Source organism: Ferrovibrio sp. (assembly GCF_046297895.1).
GTDB lineage: Bacteria > Pseudomonadota > Alphaproteobacteria > Ferrovibrionales > Ferrovibrionaceae > Ferrovibrio.
On record NZ_JBKBHC010000003.1, the window covers coordinates 14,342 to 31,300 of the forward strand.

The 16,959-nt window shown below is 65.2% G+C and carries 18 protein-coding genes and 1 tRNA gene; 14 read left to right on the forward strand and 5 right to left on the reverse strand.

All coding sequences use genetic code 11. The annotated features are described in order from the left end of the window. A complete protein-coding gene (locus ACK4FK_RS04980; RefSeq protein ID WP_409741974.1) occupies positions 1-1,383 on the reverse strand; it encodes a PLP-dependent aminotransferase family protein in 1,383 nt (460 codons plus the stop codon). A 155-nt stretch (positions 1,384-1,538) separates the two neighbouring features. Between ACK4FK_RS04980 and ACK4FK_RS04985 the strand changes: the two genes are divergently transcribed. The 4 genes from ACK4FK_RS04985 (at position 1,539) to ACK4FK_RS05000 (ending at position 5,857) form a co-directional block, all read left to right on the forward strand. Then, entirely contained in the window at positions 1,539-2,858 is a 1,320-nt protein-coding gene (locus ACK4FK_RS04985; protein WP_409741977.1) for a hydroxymethylglutaryl-CoA reductase, degradative, read from the forward strand. Between the two features lie 47 nt (positions 2,859-2,905). Next, a complete protein-coding gene (dctP, locus tag ACK4FK_RS04990) occupies positions 2,906-3,946 on the forward strand; it encodes a TRAP transporter substrate-binding protein DctP (protein WP_409741980.1) in 1,041 nt (346 codons plus the stop codon). 67 nt (positions 3,947-4,013) lie between these two features. Further along, entirely contained in the window at positions 4,014-4,547 is a 534-nt protein-coding gene (locus ACK4FK_RS04995; RefSeq protein ID WP_409741982.1) for a TRAP transporter small permease subunit, read from the forward strand. Continuing rightward, the gene (locus tag ACK4FK_RS05000; protein ID WP_409741985.1) at positions 4,544-5,857 is read left to right on the forward strand and encodes a TRAP transporter large permease subunit; all 1,314 of its coding nucleotides are present in this window, start codon (positions 4,544-4,546) and stop codon (positions 5,855-5,857) included. Before ACK4FK_RS04995 ends, ACK4FK_RS05000 begins: the two co-directional genes overlap by 4 nt. 12 nt (positions 5,858-5,869) lie before the next feature. On the opposite strand, the gene ACK4FK_RS05005 is transcribed toward ACK4FK_RS05000, so the two are convergent. Continuing rightward, the gene (locus ACK4FK_RS05005) at positions 5,870-6,325 is read right to left on the reverse strand and encodes a PilZ domain-containing protein (RefSeq protein WP_409741988.1); all 456 of its coding nucleotides are present in this window, start codon (positions 6,323-6,325) and stop codon (positions 5,870-5,872) included. 370 nt (positions 6,326-6,695) lie between these two features. Between ACK4FK_RS05005 and ACK4FK_RS05010 the strand changes: the two genes are divergently transcribed. The 5 genes from ACK4FK_RS05010 (at position 6,696) to ACK4FK_RS05030 (ending at position 12,104) form a co-directional block, all read left to right on the forward strand. Further along, on the forward strand, positions 6,696-7,931 hold the full coding sequence (locus tag ACK4FK_RS05010) for a pentapeptide repeat-containing protein (protein ID WP_409741991.1): 1,236 nt from the start codon (positions 6,696-6,698) through the stop codon (positions 7,929-7,931). Between the two features lie 122 nt (positions 7,932-8,053). Further along, entirely contained in the window at positions 8,054-9,277 is a 1,224-nt protein-coding gene (locus ACK4FK_RS05015) for a pentapeptide repeat-containing protein (RefSeq protein WP_409741994.1), read from the forward strand. A gap of 225 nt (positions 9,278-9,502) precedes the next feature. Further along, positions 9,503-10,723, forward strand: a complete 1,221-nt coding sequence (locus ACK4FK_RS05020; protein WP_409741997.1) for a pentapeptide repeat-containing protein — start codon at positions 9,503-9,505, stop codon at positions 10,721-10,723. A 69-nt stretch (positions 10,724-10,792) separates the two neighbouring features. After that, positions 10,793-11,254, forward strand: coding sequence for a PAS domain-containing protein (locus tag ACK4FK_RS05025; RefSeq protein ID WP_409741999.1), 462 nt, complete (start codon positions 10,793-10,795; stop codon positions 11,252-11,254). 289 nt (positions 11,255-11,543) lie between these two features. Then, complete coding sequence (locus ACK4FK_RS05030; protein ID WP_409742002.1) at positions 11,544-12,104, forward strand: PAS domain-containing protein; 561 nt, start codon at positions 11,544-11,546, stop codon at positions 12,102-12,104. Between the two features lie 60 nt (positions 12,105-12,164). Here ACK4FK_RS05030 and ACK4FK_RS05035 read toward each other — a convergent pair whose 3' ends face one another. After that, positions 12,165-12,428 carry a hypothetical protein gene (locus tag ACK4FK_RS05035; RefSeq protein WP_409742005.1) on the reverse strand — a complete coding sequence of 88 codons (264 nt, stop codon included), beginning with the start codon at positions 12,426-12,428 and terminating at the stop codon, positions 12,165-12,167. Between the two features lie 289 nt (positions 12,429-12,717). Here ACK4FK_RS05035 and ACK4FK_RS05040 point away from each other — a divergent pair, with 289 nt between their 5' ends. Further along, the gene (locus ACK4FK_RS05040) at positions 12,718-13,104 is read left to right on the forward strand and encodes a hypothetical protein (RefSeq protein WP_409742007.1); all 387 of its coding nucleotides are present in this window, start codon (positions 12,718-12,720) and stop codon (positions 13,102-13,104) included. On the opposite strand, the gene ACK4FK_RS05045 is transcribed toward ACK4FK_RS05040, so the two are convergent. Beyond that, the gene (locus ACK4FK_RS05045; protein WP_409742009.1) at positions 13,105-13,695 is read right to left on the reverse strand and encodes a PAS domain-containing protein; all 591 of its coding nucleotides are present in this window, start codon (positions 13,693-13,695) and stop codon (positions 13,105-13,107) included. Between the two features lie 125 nt (positions 13,696-13,820). Beyond that, positions 13,821-13,895 (reverse strand) — tRNA-Thr (locus tag ACK4FK_RS05050). A 277-nt stretch (positions 13,896-14,172) separates the two neighbouring features. Here ACK4FK_RS05050 and ACK4FK_RS05055 point away from each other — a divergent pair. The 4 genes from ACK4FK_RS05055 to murA all read left to right on the forward strand — a co-directional run bounded on the left by ACK4FK_RS05055 (position 14,173) and on the right by murA (position 16,959). Beyond that, positions 14,173-14,757 carry a CYTH domain-containing protein gene (locus ACK4FK_RS05055; RefSeq protein ID WP_409742012.1) on the forward strand — a complete coding sequence of 195 codons (585 nt, stop codon included), beginning with the start codon at positions 14,173-14,175 and terminating at the stop codon, positions 14,755-14,757. Beyond that, positions 14,741-14,929: a hypothetical protein gene (locus ACK4FK_RS05060; protein WP_409742015.1), complete on the forward strand. Its 189-nt coding sequence runs from the start codon at positions 14,741-14,743 to the stop codon at positions 14,927-14,929. Before ACK4FK_RS05055 ends, ACK4FK_RS05060 begins: the two co-directional genes overlap by 17 nt. A gap of 50 nt (positions 14,930-14,979) precedes the next feature. Continuing rightward, positions 14,980-15,534 (forward strand): dCTP deaminase, encoded by a 555-nt coding sequence (gene dcd / locus ACK4FK_RS05065; protein ID WP_409742017.1) that lies wholly within the window; start codon positions 14,980-14,982, stop codon positions 15,532-15,534. Between the two features lie 144 nt (positions 15,535-15,678). Beyond that, on the forward strand, positions 15,679-16,959 hold the full coding sequence (murA, locus tag ACK4FK_RS05070; protein ID WP_409742020.1) for a UDP-N-acetylglucosamine 1-carboxyvinyltransferase: 1,281 nt from the start codon (positions 15,679-15,681) through the stop codon (positions 16,957-16,959).

Consider the following 16,959-nt stretch of genomic DNA (forward strand, 5'->3'; position numbering starts at 1 on the left):
TCAGGCGGCGTCCTCGCAGGCCTTGCGCATGAAATCCAGGAAGGCCGGATCGTCGGCATAGGCGACATTGATGCGCAGCGCCGGCCGGTGCGCCTCGCGGTCCAGGGAGAAAATCGAACTGGGCGCCAGGAAGATGCCGTCTTCCGAGGCGCGGCGTGCCAGCGCCACATCGTCGATACCTTCAGGCAGCGGGCACCACAGGTAATAGCCGCCGGCCGGAGCGCTCAGGTCCTTCAGGCCGATGGCGGCCAGCGCGGCCATCGCCTGGCCGGAGGCGCGCGCCACACGCTCGCGCAGACGGTTCAGGTGGTGACGATAATGCCCGTCGGCCATCAGGTCGTGGATCAGGCGTTCGACATAACCCGAGCTGTTCACCACGGTCAGCATCTTCACGTCGGTGAGCGAGCGGATCAGCGCCGGCGCGGCGGCGATATAACCGGTGCGCAGGCTGGCCGACAGCGTCTTGGAGAAGGTGCCGACATAGATCACACGCTCGAGCTGGTCCAGCGTCGCCAGCCGTGGCGTGATCGGCGGCAGCAGATCGGCGAAGGGGTCGTCCTCCACCAAGATCATGCCCAACCGTTCAGCCTGCTGCAGCAGGCGATGGATGCCGGCCGGCGTCATCGATGTGCCGGTGGGGTTATGCGCCAGGGTCTGGGTGAAGAACAGGCGCGGGTGATACTGCGCGGCCTTGGCTTCCAGGTCGTCCGGATCCGGGCCGTCGCCCAGGCGCCGCACGCCGATCACGTTGGCGCGCGCCAGCCGCAGCTTGCCGAATAACGGGTAGTAGCCCGGGCTGTCGACCAGAACGGCATCGCCCGGTTCGATGAAATGCCGCACGATCAGGTCCAGCGCATGGTTGGCGCCGAAGGTGAGCAGGATCTGCTCGGCGCTGACATGGATCGAGCGTTCGATCAGCCGGCCGGCGATCATCTCGCGCAAGGGGCCATAACCCTGCGGCGCGCCGTAACCATGCTCCACCCGCTCGCTGCCGCGCAGGCTCAGGCGCAGATGGCGGCCGAGTTCGGAACCCTCCATCCACGCCGCCGGCGGCCGGCCGTCTCCGACGCGCACGGCATGATGCTGGTTCAGTTGCTCGCGCAGCAGCGATACCAGGTCGATCGCCTCGCTGACATGGGCGGGCCGGATCGCCGCCGATGCCTTGGGCCGCGGCCGCGCGACGTAAAAGCCCGACCCGCGCTTGGGTTCCAGGTAGCCCTGCGCCACCAGCCGGTCATAGGCCTCCACCATGGTGTTCTTCGAGACGCCGAACTCGGACGCGGCCTGGCGCACCGAGCCCAGCCGCGTGCCCGGCGTCAGATGGCCCTGTTCCACCTGGCGGGCAATGTTGCGGGCAATCTGCTCCGCCCTGGCGATCCGCATGGTCTTGGCTCCCTCTAACTGTACCAATAATTCCGCCAGTACAGTTGATCGGACAATACCGCGAATTGTCCCTTGTTTAAAAGGGCATGCACAGGGATTTTGGGCCGTCATCAGGGCCGCGCCGGCAAGGCGGCGGCCGAATGGAGGAAACACCGATGAGCAAGGCGGTCTCTGCCACTGCGGCAGGGCGAAGCGTGAATTCGCGGATCGAGAATTATCGCAACATGACCCCGGCCCAGCGGCTGGACGCGCTGGTGCAGGCGGCGGGCCTGAACGACGCCGACCATGCCCTGCTGGCCGCGCCCGGCGCCCTGCCGGTGGAGCGCGCCAACGGCATGATCGAGAATGTGGTCGGCACCTTCGAACTGCCATTTGCCGTCGCCACCAATTTCCAGATCAATGGCCGCGACTATCTGATCCCCATGGCGGTGGAAGAGCCCTCCATCGTCGCCGCCGCCTCCTACATGGCGCGCATCGCGCGCGGCTGCGGCGGCTTCGAAACCTCCTCCACCATGCCGATCATGCGCGCCCAGGTGCAGGTGATCGGCCTGTCCGATCCCCATGGCGCGCGGCTGCAGATCCTCGCCGCGCGTGACGAAATCCTCGCCGCCGCCAATGCGCGCGACAAGGTGCTGGTCGGCCTGGGCGGCGGCTGCCGCGACATCGAGGTGCATGTCTTCCCGCAGACGCCGCGTGGCCCCATCGTGGTGCTGCACCTGCTGGTCGATGTGCGCGATGCCATGGGCGCCAACACGGTGAACACCATGGCCGAGACGGTGGCGCCCATCGTCGAACGCGTCACCGGCGGCAGCGTGCGGCTGCGCATTCTGTCGAATCTCGCCGATCGCCGCCTGGCGCGCGCCCGCATCAGCCTGACGGAAGAATCGCTGGCGACCAAGGAATTCTCCGGCCGCCGCATCATCGACGGCATCCTGGATGCCTATACCTTCGCCGCAGTCGATCCCTATCGCGCCGCCACGCACAACAAGGGGATCATGAACGGCATCGACCCGGTTGTGGTGGCCACCGGCAACGACTGGCGCGCCATCGAGGCCGGCGCCCATGCCTGGGCAGCCCGCAGCGGCCATTACACCTCGCTCACCACCTGGGAACTCAGCAACGACGGCCGCCTGGTCGGCACGCTGGAAATGCCGATGGCGCTGGGCCTGGTCGGTGGCGCCACCAAGACGCATCCGCTGGCCCAGCTGGCGCTGCGCATCCTCGGCGTCGCGACGGCGCAGGAACTGGCCGAGATCACCGTCACCGTTGGCCTGGCGCAGAACATGGCCGCCCTGCGCGCGCTGGCCACCGAGGGCATCCAGCGCGGCCATATGGCGCTGCATGCCCGCAACATCGCCATCGTCGCCGGCGCCACCGGCGAGGAAATCGACAAGGTGGCGGCCGAGCTGGCCGCCAGCCATGACGTGCGCACCGACCGCGCGGCAGAGATCCTCGCCCGCCTGCGCAAGAAATAGTTCTGTCGCGTTTCATCACCCAAGAGAAAACAACGGAGGAAACAGGAATGACGATCAATCGACGCAAGCTGCTCGGCTCGGGCGCAGCCCTCGCGGGTGCCGTCACCTTCGCCGCCGCCACGCCGGCGCTGGCCCAGAGCGGCGCGGTGAAATGGCGCATGCAGGCGCTGTGGGATCCGGGCACCACGCCGCAAAAATTCGAGGAGCGTTTCGTCAAGCGCGTGTCGGAACTCACCGGCGGCAAGTTCACCATCGAGCTGTTCGCCGGCGGCCAGATCGTGCCGGCGGCGCAGGCCTTCGACGCCGTGCGCGGCGGCGCCTTCGAGATGATGAAGACCTTCGACGGCTACGAGGCCGGCAAGATTCCCGCCTTCGCCTTCACCAGCACGATTCCCTTCGGCTTCCCTGAATCGGATCAGTACGAGGCCTGGTTCTACGAGATGGGCGGCCTGGACATGGCGCGCGAGGCCTATGGCGCCGCCGGCCTGATGTATATCGCGCCGACCATCTACGGACAGGAGCCGATTCACGCCAAGATGCCGATCACCAAGATCGCTGATCTGGCCGGCAAGAAGGGTCGTTTCGTCGGTCTGGCTTCCGCCGTTATGGGCGCGTTCGGCGTCAGCGTGTCGCCGCTGCCGACCGGCGAGGTCTATTCGGCGCTCGACAAGGGCGTGATCGACATCGCCGACCGCGGCGACCTGACCGCCAATTTCGAGGCCGGCATCGCCGAGGTGGCCAAGCATGTGGTGCTGCCCGGCGTGCATCAGCCCACCACGGCCACCAGCTATGTCGCCAATCGCGGCGCCTATGAAAAACTGCCGGCCGAGTTCAAGGCGGCGCTGGCCGTGGCGGCGCGCGAAATCTCGGCCAGCCTGCGTCAGCACATCCTGGTGCAGGACGCGCTGGTGCTCGAGAAATACAAGGCCAAGGGCTGCACCATCCACACCTTCGACCCGGCCGACATCCTGGCCAACCGCCCCAAGGCCGTGGCGGCCTGGCAGGCGGCGACCAAGGACAACGCGCTGGCCAAGAAGATCCTGGACAGCCAGGTTGCCTTCATGAAGCGGCTCGGCGTATTGGCATAAATCGCGTCTCGCGGCGGGTGCCTGTCGGCACCCGCCGCATTCTTTCCGCAGTTCATCGGGAGAACCCATGCCGCCCGTCATCGCCGGCTTCGTCGGCGCGGTCACCGCCGTCAACCTTGCCGCCTTCTATCTCGCGATCTCGCTGGTCTATCTGATCGTGCCGATCATGCTGATCGACGTGGTGATGCGTTATGCCTTCAACGCACCCACGGTCTGGGGCATGGAGCTGGCCGTGCTGCTGTTCGGGCCGTATTTCCTGCTGGCCGGCCCCTATGTGCTGCACCAGAAGGGCCATGTGGCGATGGACCTGCTGCGCCAGCGGCTGAGCCTGCGGGCTGACCGCCTGGTCGAACTGGTCAACCTGCCGATCATTGTTGCCTTCTGCGCCATCCTGCTGTGGTTCTCAGTGCCGGCCGCCATCGATTCCTTCAACTACGGCGAGACCTCGTTCTCGGCCTGGAATCCGCCGATCTGGTGGACCAAGGCCGCCGTGCCGCTGTCGCTCGTGCTGATGCTGCTGCAGGCGCTGGCCGAATTCCTGCGCGTGCTGTTCCGCGTGCCCGGTGCTGCCGGTCAGCATCACGAGGAGGCCGCGCTGTGAGCTCGACCGCCATCCTCATCCTGATGTTCGGCGGCCTGACGCTGTTCATGCTCACCGGCCTGCCGATCGCCTTCGTGCTGGGCGGCCTGTCGCTGCTGATCACCGTGCTGTTCTGGAATCCCCAGGCCGTGATCATCCTGGTGCTGCAGATCTTCGACACCATGAAGTCGGAGGCCCTACTGGCGATTCCGCTCTACATCCTGATGGCAGCCCTGCTGTCGCGTTCGGGCGTGATCGAAAAGCTCTACCGCGCGATGGAACTGTGGTTCGGCCGGCTGCGCGGCGGCCTGGCCGTCGGCACGGTGGTGATCTGCGTGATCATGGCTGCGATGACCGGCGTGGTCGGCGCCGCCGTCACGGCGATGGGCATGCTGGCCCTGCCCGAGATGCTGCGCCGTAAATACAGCCCCGAGCTAGCCACCGGCACGATCTGCGCCGCCGGCACGCTGGGCATCCTGATCCCGCCTTCCGTGCTCACCATCGTTTACGCCGTCACGGCGCAGGTCTCGATCGGCAAGATGCTGATCGCCGGCATCGTGCCGGGCCTTGTGCTGGCCGCGCTCTATATCCTCTACATCCTGCTGGTGGCCTGGCTGAAGCCCGGCGCGGCGCCGCTGCGCGAGGATTATGCCCCGGTCCCCCTGCGCCAGCGGCTGTCGGCGCTGAAGGCGCTGGTGCTGCCCGGCCTTCTGATCCTGCTGATTCTCGGCTCGATCTTCTTCGGCATCGCCACGCCTACCGAAGCCGCGGCGGTCGGCGTTTTCGGCGCCCTGATCGCCACGGCCCTGGAAAAGAAGCTGACTGTCGACGCGCTGGTCTCGGCGGCGGCCGATACCGGCAAGGCCACGGCGATGATCCTGTGGATCACCATCGGCGCCAAGGCCTATGTGGCGATCTTCACCGGCCTGGGCGGCGCGGATTCGCTGCTCGGCCTGATCAAGTCGCTGGAGGTCGGGCCCTATGTGATCCTGGCCGTGATGCTGCTGATCCTGATTTTCCTCGGCACCGTGCTGGACGAGATCGGCATCATCCTGCTCACCGTGCCGGTCTTCATCCCGATCGTGAAGTTCCTCGGTTTCGACGAGATCTGGTTTGGCGTGCTGTATGCCATCACCATCCAGATGGGCTATATCTCGCCGCCCTTCGGCTACACGCTGTTCTACATGAAGGGCGTGCTGCCCAAGGCGCTGCATATGGGCATCGTCTATCGCGGGATCGTGCCCTTCTTCCTGCTGCAGGGCGTGGGCCTGCTGATCGCCATGGCATTCCCCGGCCTGATGACGATCCTGCCGCGGCTGATGGAGAACTGAAGCCGGACCGCGTTATTCGGCTTTCGGCGTCACCACATGCGGCCGGCCGGCATTGAGCATCAGCAGGGCCATGTCGTCCAGATCGGCCGACAGGCGCCCGAGCGTCACGCCGCCGGCATGCAGCAGGCAATGCACGCCCAGCTCGCTCACCGCCTTCACCGTGGCGGCCACCGGCTTGGATTCGCCGGACATGTAGAGCTTGATCCGGCTGTTGGGCTTGAGCGCGATGCGCGGCGCGAACAGGCAGCCTTCTAGTGACAGGTTGGCGACGGTGCCCTCGACGCTGCCGCCGGCATGTTCCAGCCGGGCGGGAATGCGGGTGTCGCGGCGGTCGAAGCGCCGCCGGTTGGCTCCGGACTTGCCAGCCTTTGATTTGGCGGCCTTTGACCGGACCGTCTTCGCCTTGGCTGCTTTCGTCTTCGCGGACTTCGTTTTGGCGGACTTGGCCTTCGCAGCGCTTTTGAGCACGGCTTTCCCGGGGACTTTCACAGGGGTCTTCCCGGTCATAGTCTTTGCCGCCTTGGCCTTCGTGGCCTTGGCTTTCACTGGCTTGGCTTTTACTGGCTTGGCTTTCGCTGGCCTGGCGGTCGAGGCTTTGGGTCTGGACCCGGCCTTGACCGGCCTGCTTTTGGTGGAAGCGGTCTTGCGGGAACCGGCTTTGCGGCTAACGGCGGCCATACGCGCGTCTCTCCTTGCGTCTCGCGCCACAGTAGCGACAGCCTTCCGAAGAGGGAAGGGTGAATAACGGCTTGGCCATATTACAAAAGCATGGCGGCGGCGGCGGCGATTATCTAAAGTGGCGAAACATGTACGCAAACGACCACAGAAAATAGCCGCCATGTCCGCGCGGATTCCGCCGGAGGCCGTCGTCTGGGCCTTGTCGCGTCACAACGCCTATCTCAACAGCCGGCCCGGCGGAGTCCGGCTGCAGCGGCGTGGCGACGACCTGTCCGATCTCAAGCTGGACGGCGCCGTGCTCGACGACGCCATCCTGCCCGGCTGCAGTTTCGCGGGCTCGTCGCTGCAATCGGCCCAGTTCGTCCGCGCCGACCTGTTCGGCAGCGATTTCAGCCATGCCGACCTGACCCGCACGATGTTCGATCGCGCCGACCTGCGCGGCGCGAATTTCCTGATGGCGACCCTCAAGCAGACCTCCTTCCGCCAGGCCGATCTGCGCCCGGGCCAGATCGTGCGCCATGAAAAGGATGGCGGGGAAAATGCCGAGGATGTACCGGTCAACCTGTCCGGCGCCAATCTCGACGAGGCCAATCTGGGCCATGCCCATCTCGACCAGGCGAATCTGAGCAACTCCAGCGCGGTCGGCGCCACCTTCGTCGGCGCCTCGCTGTTTGCCGTCAATCTCACCGGCGCCGATCTTTCGGGTGCCGATTTCTCCGGCGCGCGGCTGAAGGACACGACCTTCGTGGGCGCGAATCTCGATGGCGCCAAGCTGGCCGGCTGCGACCTGCGCGGCGCCAATCTACGCAGCGTCGATCTCACCGGCGTCGATCTCACCGGCGCCAATCTGCAGGGCGCGGTCTATCGCAGCCAGGTGCAGCTGCCCGCCGACATCGAGGCGAAGATGGCCGCCCATGGCAAGTGGATCGCCTCCAACGGCCTGGCCGGCGAGCGCGCGGTGTTCAGCAACATGAAGCTGCCGGGGGTGGATTTTTCCAGCTGCGACCTGCGCGCGGCGGTGTTCCACGACACCAATCTGGCCGGCGCCTATTTCACCCGCAGCCAGCTTCTGTTCGCCAGCTTCGTCAATGCCGATCTACGCAAGGCCAATTTCGACCAGGCCAGCCTGGGCGGGGCCAATTTCTCTGGGGCGTTGCTGGCCGGGGCGGTGTTCCGCGGCGCCCAGCTTGTGGGGGTCGATATTTTCAACGCCCTGAACCAGCGTACCGGCAAGATCATCTTCCCCCGCTTCGACAATGCCGATCTCACCGGTGGGGATCTGCGTGGCGCTGTGATGGAAGGTATTGATTTCTCAAGCACAGTTTTTGAAAAGGTCAATATTGCCGGGGCGGATCTGCGCCAGTGTACCGGCATGCGCAGCTCTCGGCGGGGCTGACTCCCGCAAACCCGGGCCAATGGTCGGATTGTAACAATTTAGCAAAAATGCAGTTTCTGGTTGCTCGATGATGATGGGCTGCACTAGCCTTCGGGAGTATTCACCAGCAAGCGTTGTTTTTTATGCCGGACCGTTCCCTTCCATCGCATGACGTTCAAGTCGTTCTGTCCCGACACGCCGCCTTCCTGGCCGGCCGTCAGGGCGGCGCGCGCCTGCAGCAGCCGGGGGCCCAGTTCGCCAATCTGCGGCTCGACGGCGTCATGCTGGACGATGCCATTCTGTCGCGCGCCGCCTTTGGCAATGCATCGCTGGCCGGCGTGCAGTTCCGGCGCGCCGACCTGTTCTGCGCCGATTTCCAGAATGCCGACCTGACGCGCGGCGTGCTCGACCGCGCCGATCTGCGCGGGGCCAATATGGGCCGCGCCGTGCTGCGCCATGCCTCGCTGGCCCAGGTCGATCTGCGGCCGGGGCAGATCATGCTGGCCGAAACCAGTGAGAGCAAACAGGTCAATGCCAATCTCGACGGCGCCAAGCTGGACGGCGCCGATTTCAAGAATTCCCAGATGGACAATGCCAGCATGGCGGTGTCCTCGGCGGTCGGCGCCTCGTTCGGCAACGCCAGCATGTTTGCGGTGAATCTGGCGGGCGCTGATCTCTCGGGCGCCAACCTAGCCGGCGCCAAGCTGAAAGACGCCAATCTGATCGGCGCCAGCCTGGCCGGCGCCAAGCTGAAAGGCTGCGACCTGCGCGGCGCCAACCTGCGCAATGTCGACTTGAGCAAGGTCGATACCGAGGGCGTCTCCCTGCAGGGCGCGGTCTACCGCAAGGGCGACGCGCTGCCCGAGGAAATCGAACTTCTGCTGAAGGCGCACAGCACCTGGATCGCCACCAACGGCGCGGAAGGCGAGCGCGCCGTGCTCAGCCGGCGCAAACTCGATGGCTGCAATTTCGCCGGCTGCGACCTGCGCGGCGCCGAATTGCAGGAGGCATCGCTGCAGGGTGCCGATTTCTCGAATGCGCAGATGATGTTCGCCAGCTTCATTGGCGCCAATCTCGAAAAGGCCTGCTTCGACATGGCCGACCTGTCGGGCACCAATTTCTCCCGCGCCCATCTCGGCGCCAGCCGCTGGCGCAGCGCCCGCGTGGTGGGCGTCGATCTCTACAATGCCCGCAACCAGCGCACCGGCAAGGTGATCTATCCGCGTTTCGATGAGGCCGACCTGACCGGCGCGGATCTGCGCGGCGCGATCCTGGGCGGGGTCGATTTCTCGACGGCGAAGCTGGACAAGGTGAATCTCCAGGGCGCCGAGATCCGCGAATGCATCGGGCTTGGCGGCAGCCGTTAGGATCGCCGCCCCCGGAGCGAAGCCGGGAGGCAATAACGGCGGTGATGGTTCGTAGGCAGATCGACCAGGTTAACGGATATCAACTCCCTCGCTGCCCCGTGCCTCGCTACTGTGACAGGTGGACCGCAGATCTGGAATCGCCTTGCGGCTGATCAACAGGCTGGCGTAATCTGCTTGATAGAAAATAGTTAACAGATTTACTCGCAGAAAGTGGGCATTTACCCGATGGGTGAACTGAAATTTCCATCCCAGCAGATCACCGTCGCCCTGTCGCGTCATGCGGCCTGGGCCGGCGGCCGGTCCGATGGCGAGCGGATTCAGCGCCGCGGCGAGGATCTGTCCTTTCTGCGACTCGACAATGCCAAGCTGAACGATGCCATCCTGGCCCGCTGCCTCTTCACCGGCAGTTCGCTGGTGAAGGCCGAACTGCGCCGGGCCGATCTCTTCGCGGTCGATTTCATGCGCGCCGATCTTTCGGGGGCGGTGCTGGACCGCAGCGACCTGCGCGGCGCCAACATGATGAAGACCATCCTGCGCGGCGCCTCGCTGAATCAGGCCGATCTGCGGCCGGGCCAGATCGTGGTCGATGACGGCAGCACCAAGGAGCGTTCGGCGAATCTGAGCGAAGCCAAGCTGGATGGCGCCGATCTGCGCTCGGCCCAGCTTGATGAAGCCAATATGTCGGTCTCCTCGGCCACCGGGGCGAATTTCGCCAATGCTAGCATGTTTGCCGTGAATCTCGCCGGCGCCGATCTTTCGGGCGCCAACCTGACGGCGGCGCGGCTGCGCGATGTGAATCTGCTCGGCGCCAAACTGGAAGGCGCATTGCTGCAGGGTGCCGATCTGCGCGGTGCCAACCTGCGCAACGTCGATCTGTCGAAGGTCAATCTCAAGGGCGTCGACCTTTCGCATGCCACCTATCGCAAGACGGCCAGCCTGCCGACCGAGATCGAGGTGCTGCTGCATGCCCATAGCCGCTGGATCGCCACCGGCGGTCAGGAGGGCGCGCGGGCCGTGCTCAGCGGCAGGAAGCTGGCCGGCTGCGATTTCTCAAGCTGCGACCTGCGCGGCGCCGAGATGCATGGCAGCGATCTGAAAGGCGCCGATTTCTCCAACGCCCAGTTGCTGTTCGCGAGTTTCCTGGGCTCCGATCTCGCCAAGGCGAATTTCGACCAGGCCGATCTGGGCGGGGTGAATTTCGCCAGCGCCAACCTGGCCGCGGCCACCTTCCGCGGTGCCAAGCTGGTCGGCGCGCCGCTGTTCAGCGCCAGCCATCAGGCCACCGGCCGCACGCTGTATCCGGTGATGATGGATGCCGATCTGACCGGCGCCGATCTGCGCGGCGCCGTGCTCGATCACGTCGACCTCACCCGTGCCAAGCTGGCCAAGGCCAATTTCACCGGCGCTGATCTGCGCGACTGCGCCGGCATCAGCGGCGCCGCCTGAGTCACCCTTGCCGCTGGCAGGCGGCGCATTATCCTCCGCGCTGGGGGAGGGAATGCAGCATGACGTGGCATGGCCGTCCATCTTGATCCTGATCTGCGCTGTCGCGACGGACGTCTGCTGCAACTGCTCGACTGGTGGCGGGGATTTGGCAGGCTCCATGCCCGCCTTCCGGCCCGGGCGGATTTCGATCCCCTGCGGATGAAGGGCCTGTTGCCCAACATATACATGGCGGATGTGATCGATGGCGGCCGGCGCTTCCGCTGGCGCCTGCTCGGCAGCGACGTCATCACCATGGCCGGGCGGAATGCCACCGGCCGTTTTTTCGATGAATTGTACAAGGCCGAGGATTACCGCAACTTCACCGCCAGTTTCGCGGCCGTTGTCGCCGCGATGCAGCCGATGCGCAGCCTTGGCAGCTTTTCCTTCGCCGACCGGTCCTTCATCCACTTCGAGGCCCTGGAGGTGCCGCTGACGCAGGACGGCGCAGCCGTCGACGTCATCCTCGGCATTGCCGCGCAATACACCGATTGAAACGGTGAAACGGCCGGCGCATGACGCCGGCCGTTTGCGGACTGCGGCGGCAGAGGAGCCTTTTCCGCCGCAGCCTTGTTGATCTGGCCAGGCGCCCGGCCATGACCATGCGCCTGCCTGACACTCTATGCCCCGCCGTCGAATTGAGGAAATTGATTGTTTTGCATAATACAATCGATGGGGGCGATCGCAGGCGAGGAAAAAATGATCCCCGTTGCGGGCATGGGCCAAACCCAATCATAGTAAGCGGGTCGGATCGGACCTTTGCCAGCGGAGCGGGAAGAATTCCATGCGTTTCGCCGAAAAAATCGACGAGGAAGACCTCCGTCAGCTCTATTTCTACTGGCTGTCGAAAAAGACCAGCCGCTTTCCGCCACCGCGTTCGGCGATCGACCCGGCCGAGATCCGCCGGTTGCTGCCGTCATTGTTCATCATCGAGGTGGATCACGAGCAGCAGCGTTTCCGCTACCGGCTGGCCGGCGCGGAAGTCGAGGGCTTGGTGCAGGCCAAGCTGCATGGCCGCTGGCTGGACGAGGCGTTACGCTCGCCGCTCCGCGAGTTCTTCGACGAGGGATTCTGTATCGCCGCCTTCGACAAAAAGGTGCATTTCCGGCGCAACACGCTGCACCTCGCCGGCCGGCCGTATATCCGCTATTCGCGCCTGCTATTGCCGCTGTCGAATACCGGCGAGCGGATCGACCATATGCTCGGCTGCATCAAGCTGGACGGCGAGATCAACACGCGCAATCCCAGCCAGGTGGAAGAGCACGAGATCACGATCGGCGATGTCGAGACCTTCGAACTCGATGCCTACGAGATGCCGCCGGATGGCATTCATCTCGACAGCTAGAATCGCGGCAATCCAGATGTATCGGGATATGGACTGACGGCCCGCAGTCGGGCCGGCGGCTTACATTTCCACCTGGCCCCACGGGATGGAATGCAGGGGCACGTCCTTCAGCTTGTCGACGAATGGCTTGGCGCCGATATAGACCGGCGCGAGGCTGACCCCTTTGGCGACCAGGACCACTTCTTCCTTCTTCAGCCGCTGCTTGAACGCCGCCATGGACCGCTGGGCCATCTCCGGCGTAGCCACCCCGGCCTCGGAGACCATGATCAGGGTCACGACCTTGCCGTCGATATTGTAGTTCACGAATGGATAGCGTTGCGCCATCGAACTCTGCTCCCCCCAGGATAACACCCCTGCGTGCAGCAAACGCGATTTTATTTCATCTTAAGGAAAACCCCTAATAAATTATGATTAACAGCGGTTTACTAAATCGGATTGTATAGTCGGACGAATCCTTCGCGCCTTTATTGCAACTTTTGCAGAACTGGCTTGCGCGGCCCTGCTGTGACCCTCACCACAATACGCCGTGAAGACCGGCCGCTGTCCCTTGGTACGGCCGGCGGCTGTGCCATCTTTTCTCGCGAGCGGCCCGGCGCCGCCGAAGGAGAAGTCCATGATCACGATATCCAGATTGCTCGCCGCGCGTGGGCGGCTTTCCATCATGACCCTGGCCGGTGCGCTGGTCCTGGGCCTGCTGTTCGCGCCCGCCGTCCGGGCCGGCATGATCGAGGTCGCGCCCGGCGCCACCCGTCAGATCGATGTCGGCGACCGTTATAACTACACCACGATCACGATCACCAATGCCGGTGCGGCCGCCGGCCGGCTCGAATTCGGCACGCCGGTCGATCAGGCCGTCGATGTGCCCGCCGGCGGCAGCATCGAGTTATACGGCCGCTATGGCCGCGGCCCAACCGGCGGTAATTACGTGACGGTGAAAAACAGCGGCAGCGTGCCGCTGCGGATTCTCAGCCGCTATCAGGAAACCGTGCGTTCGCCCTGATCAGGATCGCGGATTCATCTCGGCGGCCGGCAGCGGCTGAAAACTCTCGCGGTCAAGCGGAATGAAAAACCCGTCGCGGAAATCGCCGCGACGGCTGAGTTCGCTGATCGAGCGGGGCTGGGCCGGCTTTTCGCTGGGCCAGACCTGCACGCTGAAGATCATGGCCGTCTTGTCGGGCGTGCCGCGGCTCAGCGGCAGCATCAGTCGCTGCGTGGCGGCATAGCCTTCGCTGTCCCAGCGGAACACGCTTTCGGAATAGACCGGCACGGCATCGTGAAAGGCCGTGGCATAGATGCGGTTCATGTAGTCGCGATAGCTGCCATGCATGATTTCGCCGGTGGTCCTGCCGGTGAAATCGAAGGTGTAGCGCTCGACATGGGCCGAGCCGACCAGGCGATAGCGCCAGTTTTCGCCGCCGCTTCCGTCAGGGCCGGCCGGTTCGGTGAGCAGCAGGTTCGGCCATATCGATGGCGGCAGGTCGAGCGGGTCTATATCGGCCCGGTCCGGCATCGTGCGGTCGCGTCGCTGCCGCGACCAGTATGCGGCAACGGTGGCCAGAATCGGTTGGTCGGCAAAGAGCAGTTGCGACATGTCTGTCCTCGCTTACCGTCATCATGAAGTAAGCATTTCATCCCGCATAGCCAATACAATGCAGCCTTGTGCCGCGAGGATTTGGACGGGGGAGAATCTAGGCTGGGCGGGGAGATTGCGAGGGCTGGTGCTGCCGGCGAGGATTGAACTCGCGACCTCCTCATTACCAATGAGGTGCTCTACCACTGAGCTACGGCAGCCCGGGTCCGGCCTTCAGGTGGGCCGAAACAGACAAGCCGGCAGGAGGCCTTCAGGGGCCCGGCCGGCGTCGGGCGCGGAAACTGCCACAGCCGGGCAGATCACGCAAGCGGCACATAAGGACTTTTGGCCAAAGGCATATTTGCGCCTTTTTCCATGGCTTTGCCCGGAGCCGCGGCCAGGCTTCGACCCGCTTGATGCTGCGACAGGTTGCCGGCTTGACGGCCATGCCGCCGCTTGGCTATCGCTTAGGCCCAGCCAAATGCCCCCGGAGCCACCATGATCGGTGCGGAAACGCCCAAGGCCGCCGCTGAGATCGAGCGCAAGTTTCTGGTGCGCGATACCGGCATCGTCGCGGGCCTGGCGGGCACGCCGCTGGTGCAGGGCTATTTCGGCGGCCTGGAAGGCTGGACCCTTCGGCTGCGCACCGCCGGCGATCGTGCCTGGCTCACGCTGAAATCCGCCCAGACCGGCATGACGCGCCAGGAAATCGAAAGCCCGGTGCCGTTCGAGCAGGCCGGCCGCCTGCTGGCATCCCTGCCGCCCGACCAGATCATCAGCAAGATCCGCTATCGCCTGCCGCTGGAAGGCAGCGGCCTGGCCTGGGAAATCGACCGCTTCCTCGAACGCCACCATGGCCTGTGGCTGGCTGAGATCGAGCTGCCGCGCGCCGACTATCCGGTTGCGCTGCCCGCCTGGCTCGGGCCCGAGGTGACCGGGGATCCGCGCTATCACAACGCCGCCCTGGCCGCCTCGCCGGGCGGCGCGGCCCCGCCGCCGGCGCCACCCGAACTTCTGGCCATGGCCCGCCGCCTGATGGAGGGCGCGCTGCCGCCGCGTGATATCCATGCCGGCGCCGGCTGAACGCGAGGCGCGGCTGGCGCAGAAACTGCGCGCCAACCTGGCCCGCCGCAAGCAGCAAATCCGCGGCCGTGAGGAAACCGTCCGGTCCGAGGGACCGTCGGACGAGCCCGGGCTGCCAGAGCCGGCCGAGGGCAAGCCTGCGGGCCTTGACCGCGACGACCCGCCCGCGTAAGCCCGCTGCAGGCATTATCGCTCTCCGCAACGAAGAAGGGACCGCCGCCGATGGCCGTCATGTCCGATATCTGGATCCGCCAGATGGCCCGCGAGCACGGCATGATCGAGCCCTTCGTCGAGGCGCAGAAGCGCGAGGGCACCATCTCCTACGGCCTGTCCTCCTATGGCTACGATGCCCGCGTGGCGCGCGAGTTCAAGATCTTCACCAACGTGAACAGCGCGGTGGTCGATCCCAAGGAATTCTCGCCCAATTCCTTCGTCGATTTCGACACCGATGTCTGCGTCATCCCACCCAATTCCTTTGCCCTGGCCCGCACGGTGGAATATTTCCGCATCCCGCGCGACGTGCTGGTGATCTGCCTCGGCAAGAGCACCTATGCGCGCTGCGGCATCATCGTCAACGTCACCCCGCTGGAACCGGAATGGGAAGGCCACGTGACGCTGGAATTCTCCAACACCACGCCTTTGCCCGCGAAGATCTATGCCAACGAGGGCGCCTGCCAGTTCCTGTTCCTCAAGGGCGACCAGCCCTGCGAGGTCAGCTATGCCGACCGTGCCGGCAAATATATGGGCCAGCGCGGCGTCACCCTGCCGAAGCTGTAGCGCCCGGGCCATAATGCCGAAGCCGTAACGCCGGCCGCCGGACGGCCCCGCACTGGCGATTCGCGCCCCGTTGCGCTAGACAGACGGGACAAATTTGGCATGGCCCCGGCCGTTCTGCCGATGGCCCTTTGGAATCAAGGCGTTATGGATAGAATTCGGTTGCGCGGCGGTCGGCCGCTGGACGGCAGCATCAGTATCGGCGGGGCCAAGAATGCGGCCCTGCCGCTGATGGCGGCCAGCCTGCTGACCGGCGACACCCTCACCCTGTCGAACGTGCCGCACCTGGCCGACATCGCCACCATGGCGCAGCTGCTGCAGCAGCATGGCGTCGATGTGTCGATGGATGGCGGCAACGGTACGCCGGAAGGCCGCACCATCCACCTCAATGCCGCGAAGATCGAATCCACGCTCGCGCCTTACGACATCGTGCGCAAGATGCGCGCTTCCGTGCTGGTGCTCGGCCCGTTGCTGGCGCGCTTCGGCGAGGCGGAGGTTTCGCTGCCCGGCGGCTGCGCCATCGGCACGCGGCCGGTCGATCTGCACATCATGGGCCTGAAGGCGCTGGGTGCCGAGATCAATGTCGAGAACGGCTACATCAAGGCCAGGGCGCCGAAGGGCCTGAAGGGCGGCATGGTGCGCTTCCCCATGGTGTCGGTCGGCGCCACCGAGAACCTGCTGATGGCCGCCACGCTGGCTGAAGGCACCACGGTGCTGGAGAATGCCGCGCGCGAGCCCGAGATCACCGACCTGGCCTATTGCCTGGTGGCAATGGGTGCGATGATCGACGGCATCGGCAGCGAGCATCTCACCATCCACGGCAAGAAATCGCTGCACGGCGCGCAGCATCGCATCGTGCCCGACCGCATCGAGACCGGCACCTATGCGGCTGCCGTCGCCATCTGCGGCGGTAGGGTCGAGCTGCTGAATGCGCGGCTCGACCTGATCGAGTCGGTGGCCGACAAGCTGCGCGAGGCCGGCTGCGATGTGGCCGAAACCGCGCGCGGCGTGTCGATTGCCCGCAACGGCAGCCGGCTGAAGGGCGTCGATTTCCTCACCCAGCCCTTTCCCGGTTTCCCGACCGACATGCAGGCCCAGGTGATGGCGGCGATGTCGGTGGCCGAGGGCGCCTCGATGATCACCGAGTCGATCTTCGAGAACCGCTTCATGCACGTGCCCGAGATGGCGCGCATGGGCGCCAACATCGTGGTGCATGGCGCCTCCGCGCTGGTGCGCGGCGTGCCGAAACTCACCGGCGCGCCGGTGATGGCCACCGATCTGCGCGCCTCCGTCTCGCTGGTGCTGGCCGGTCTCGCCGCCGAGGGCGAGACCGTCGTGAACCGCGTCTATCACCTGGACCGCGGCTACGAGCGGCTGGAAGAGAAGCTGGCCGCCTGCGGCGCCCAGATCGAGAGGCTGAAAGACTGA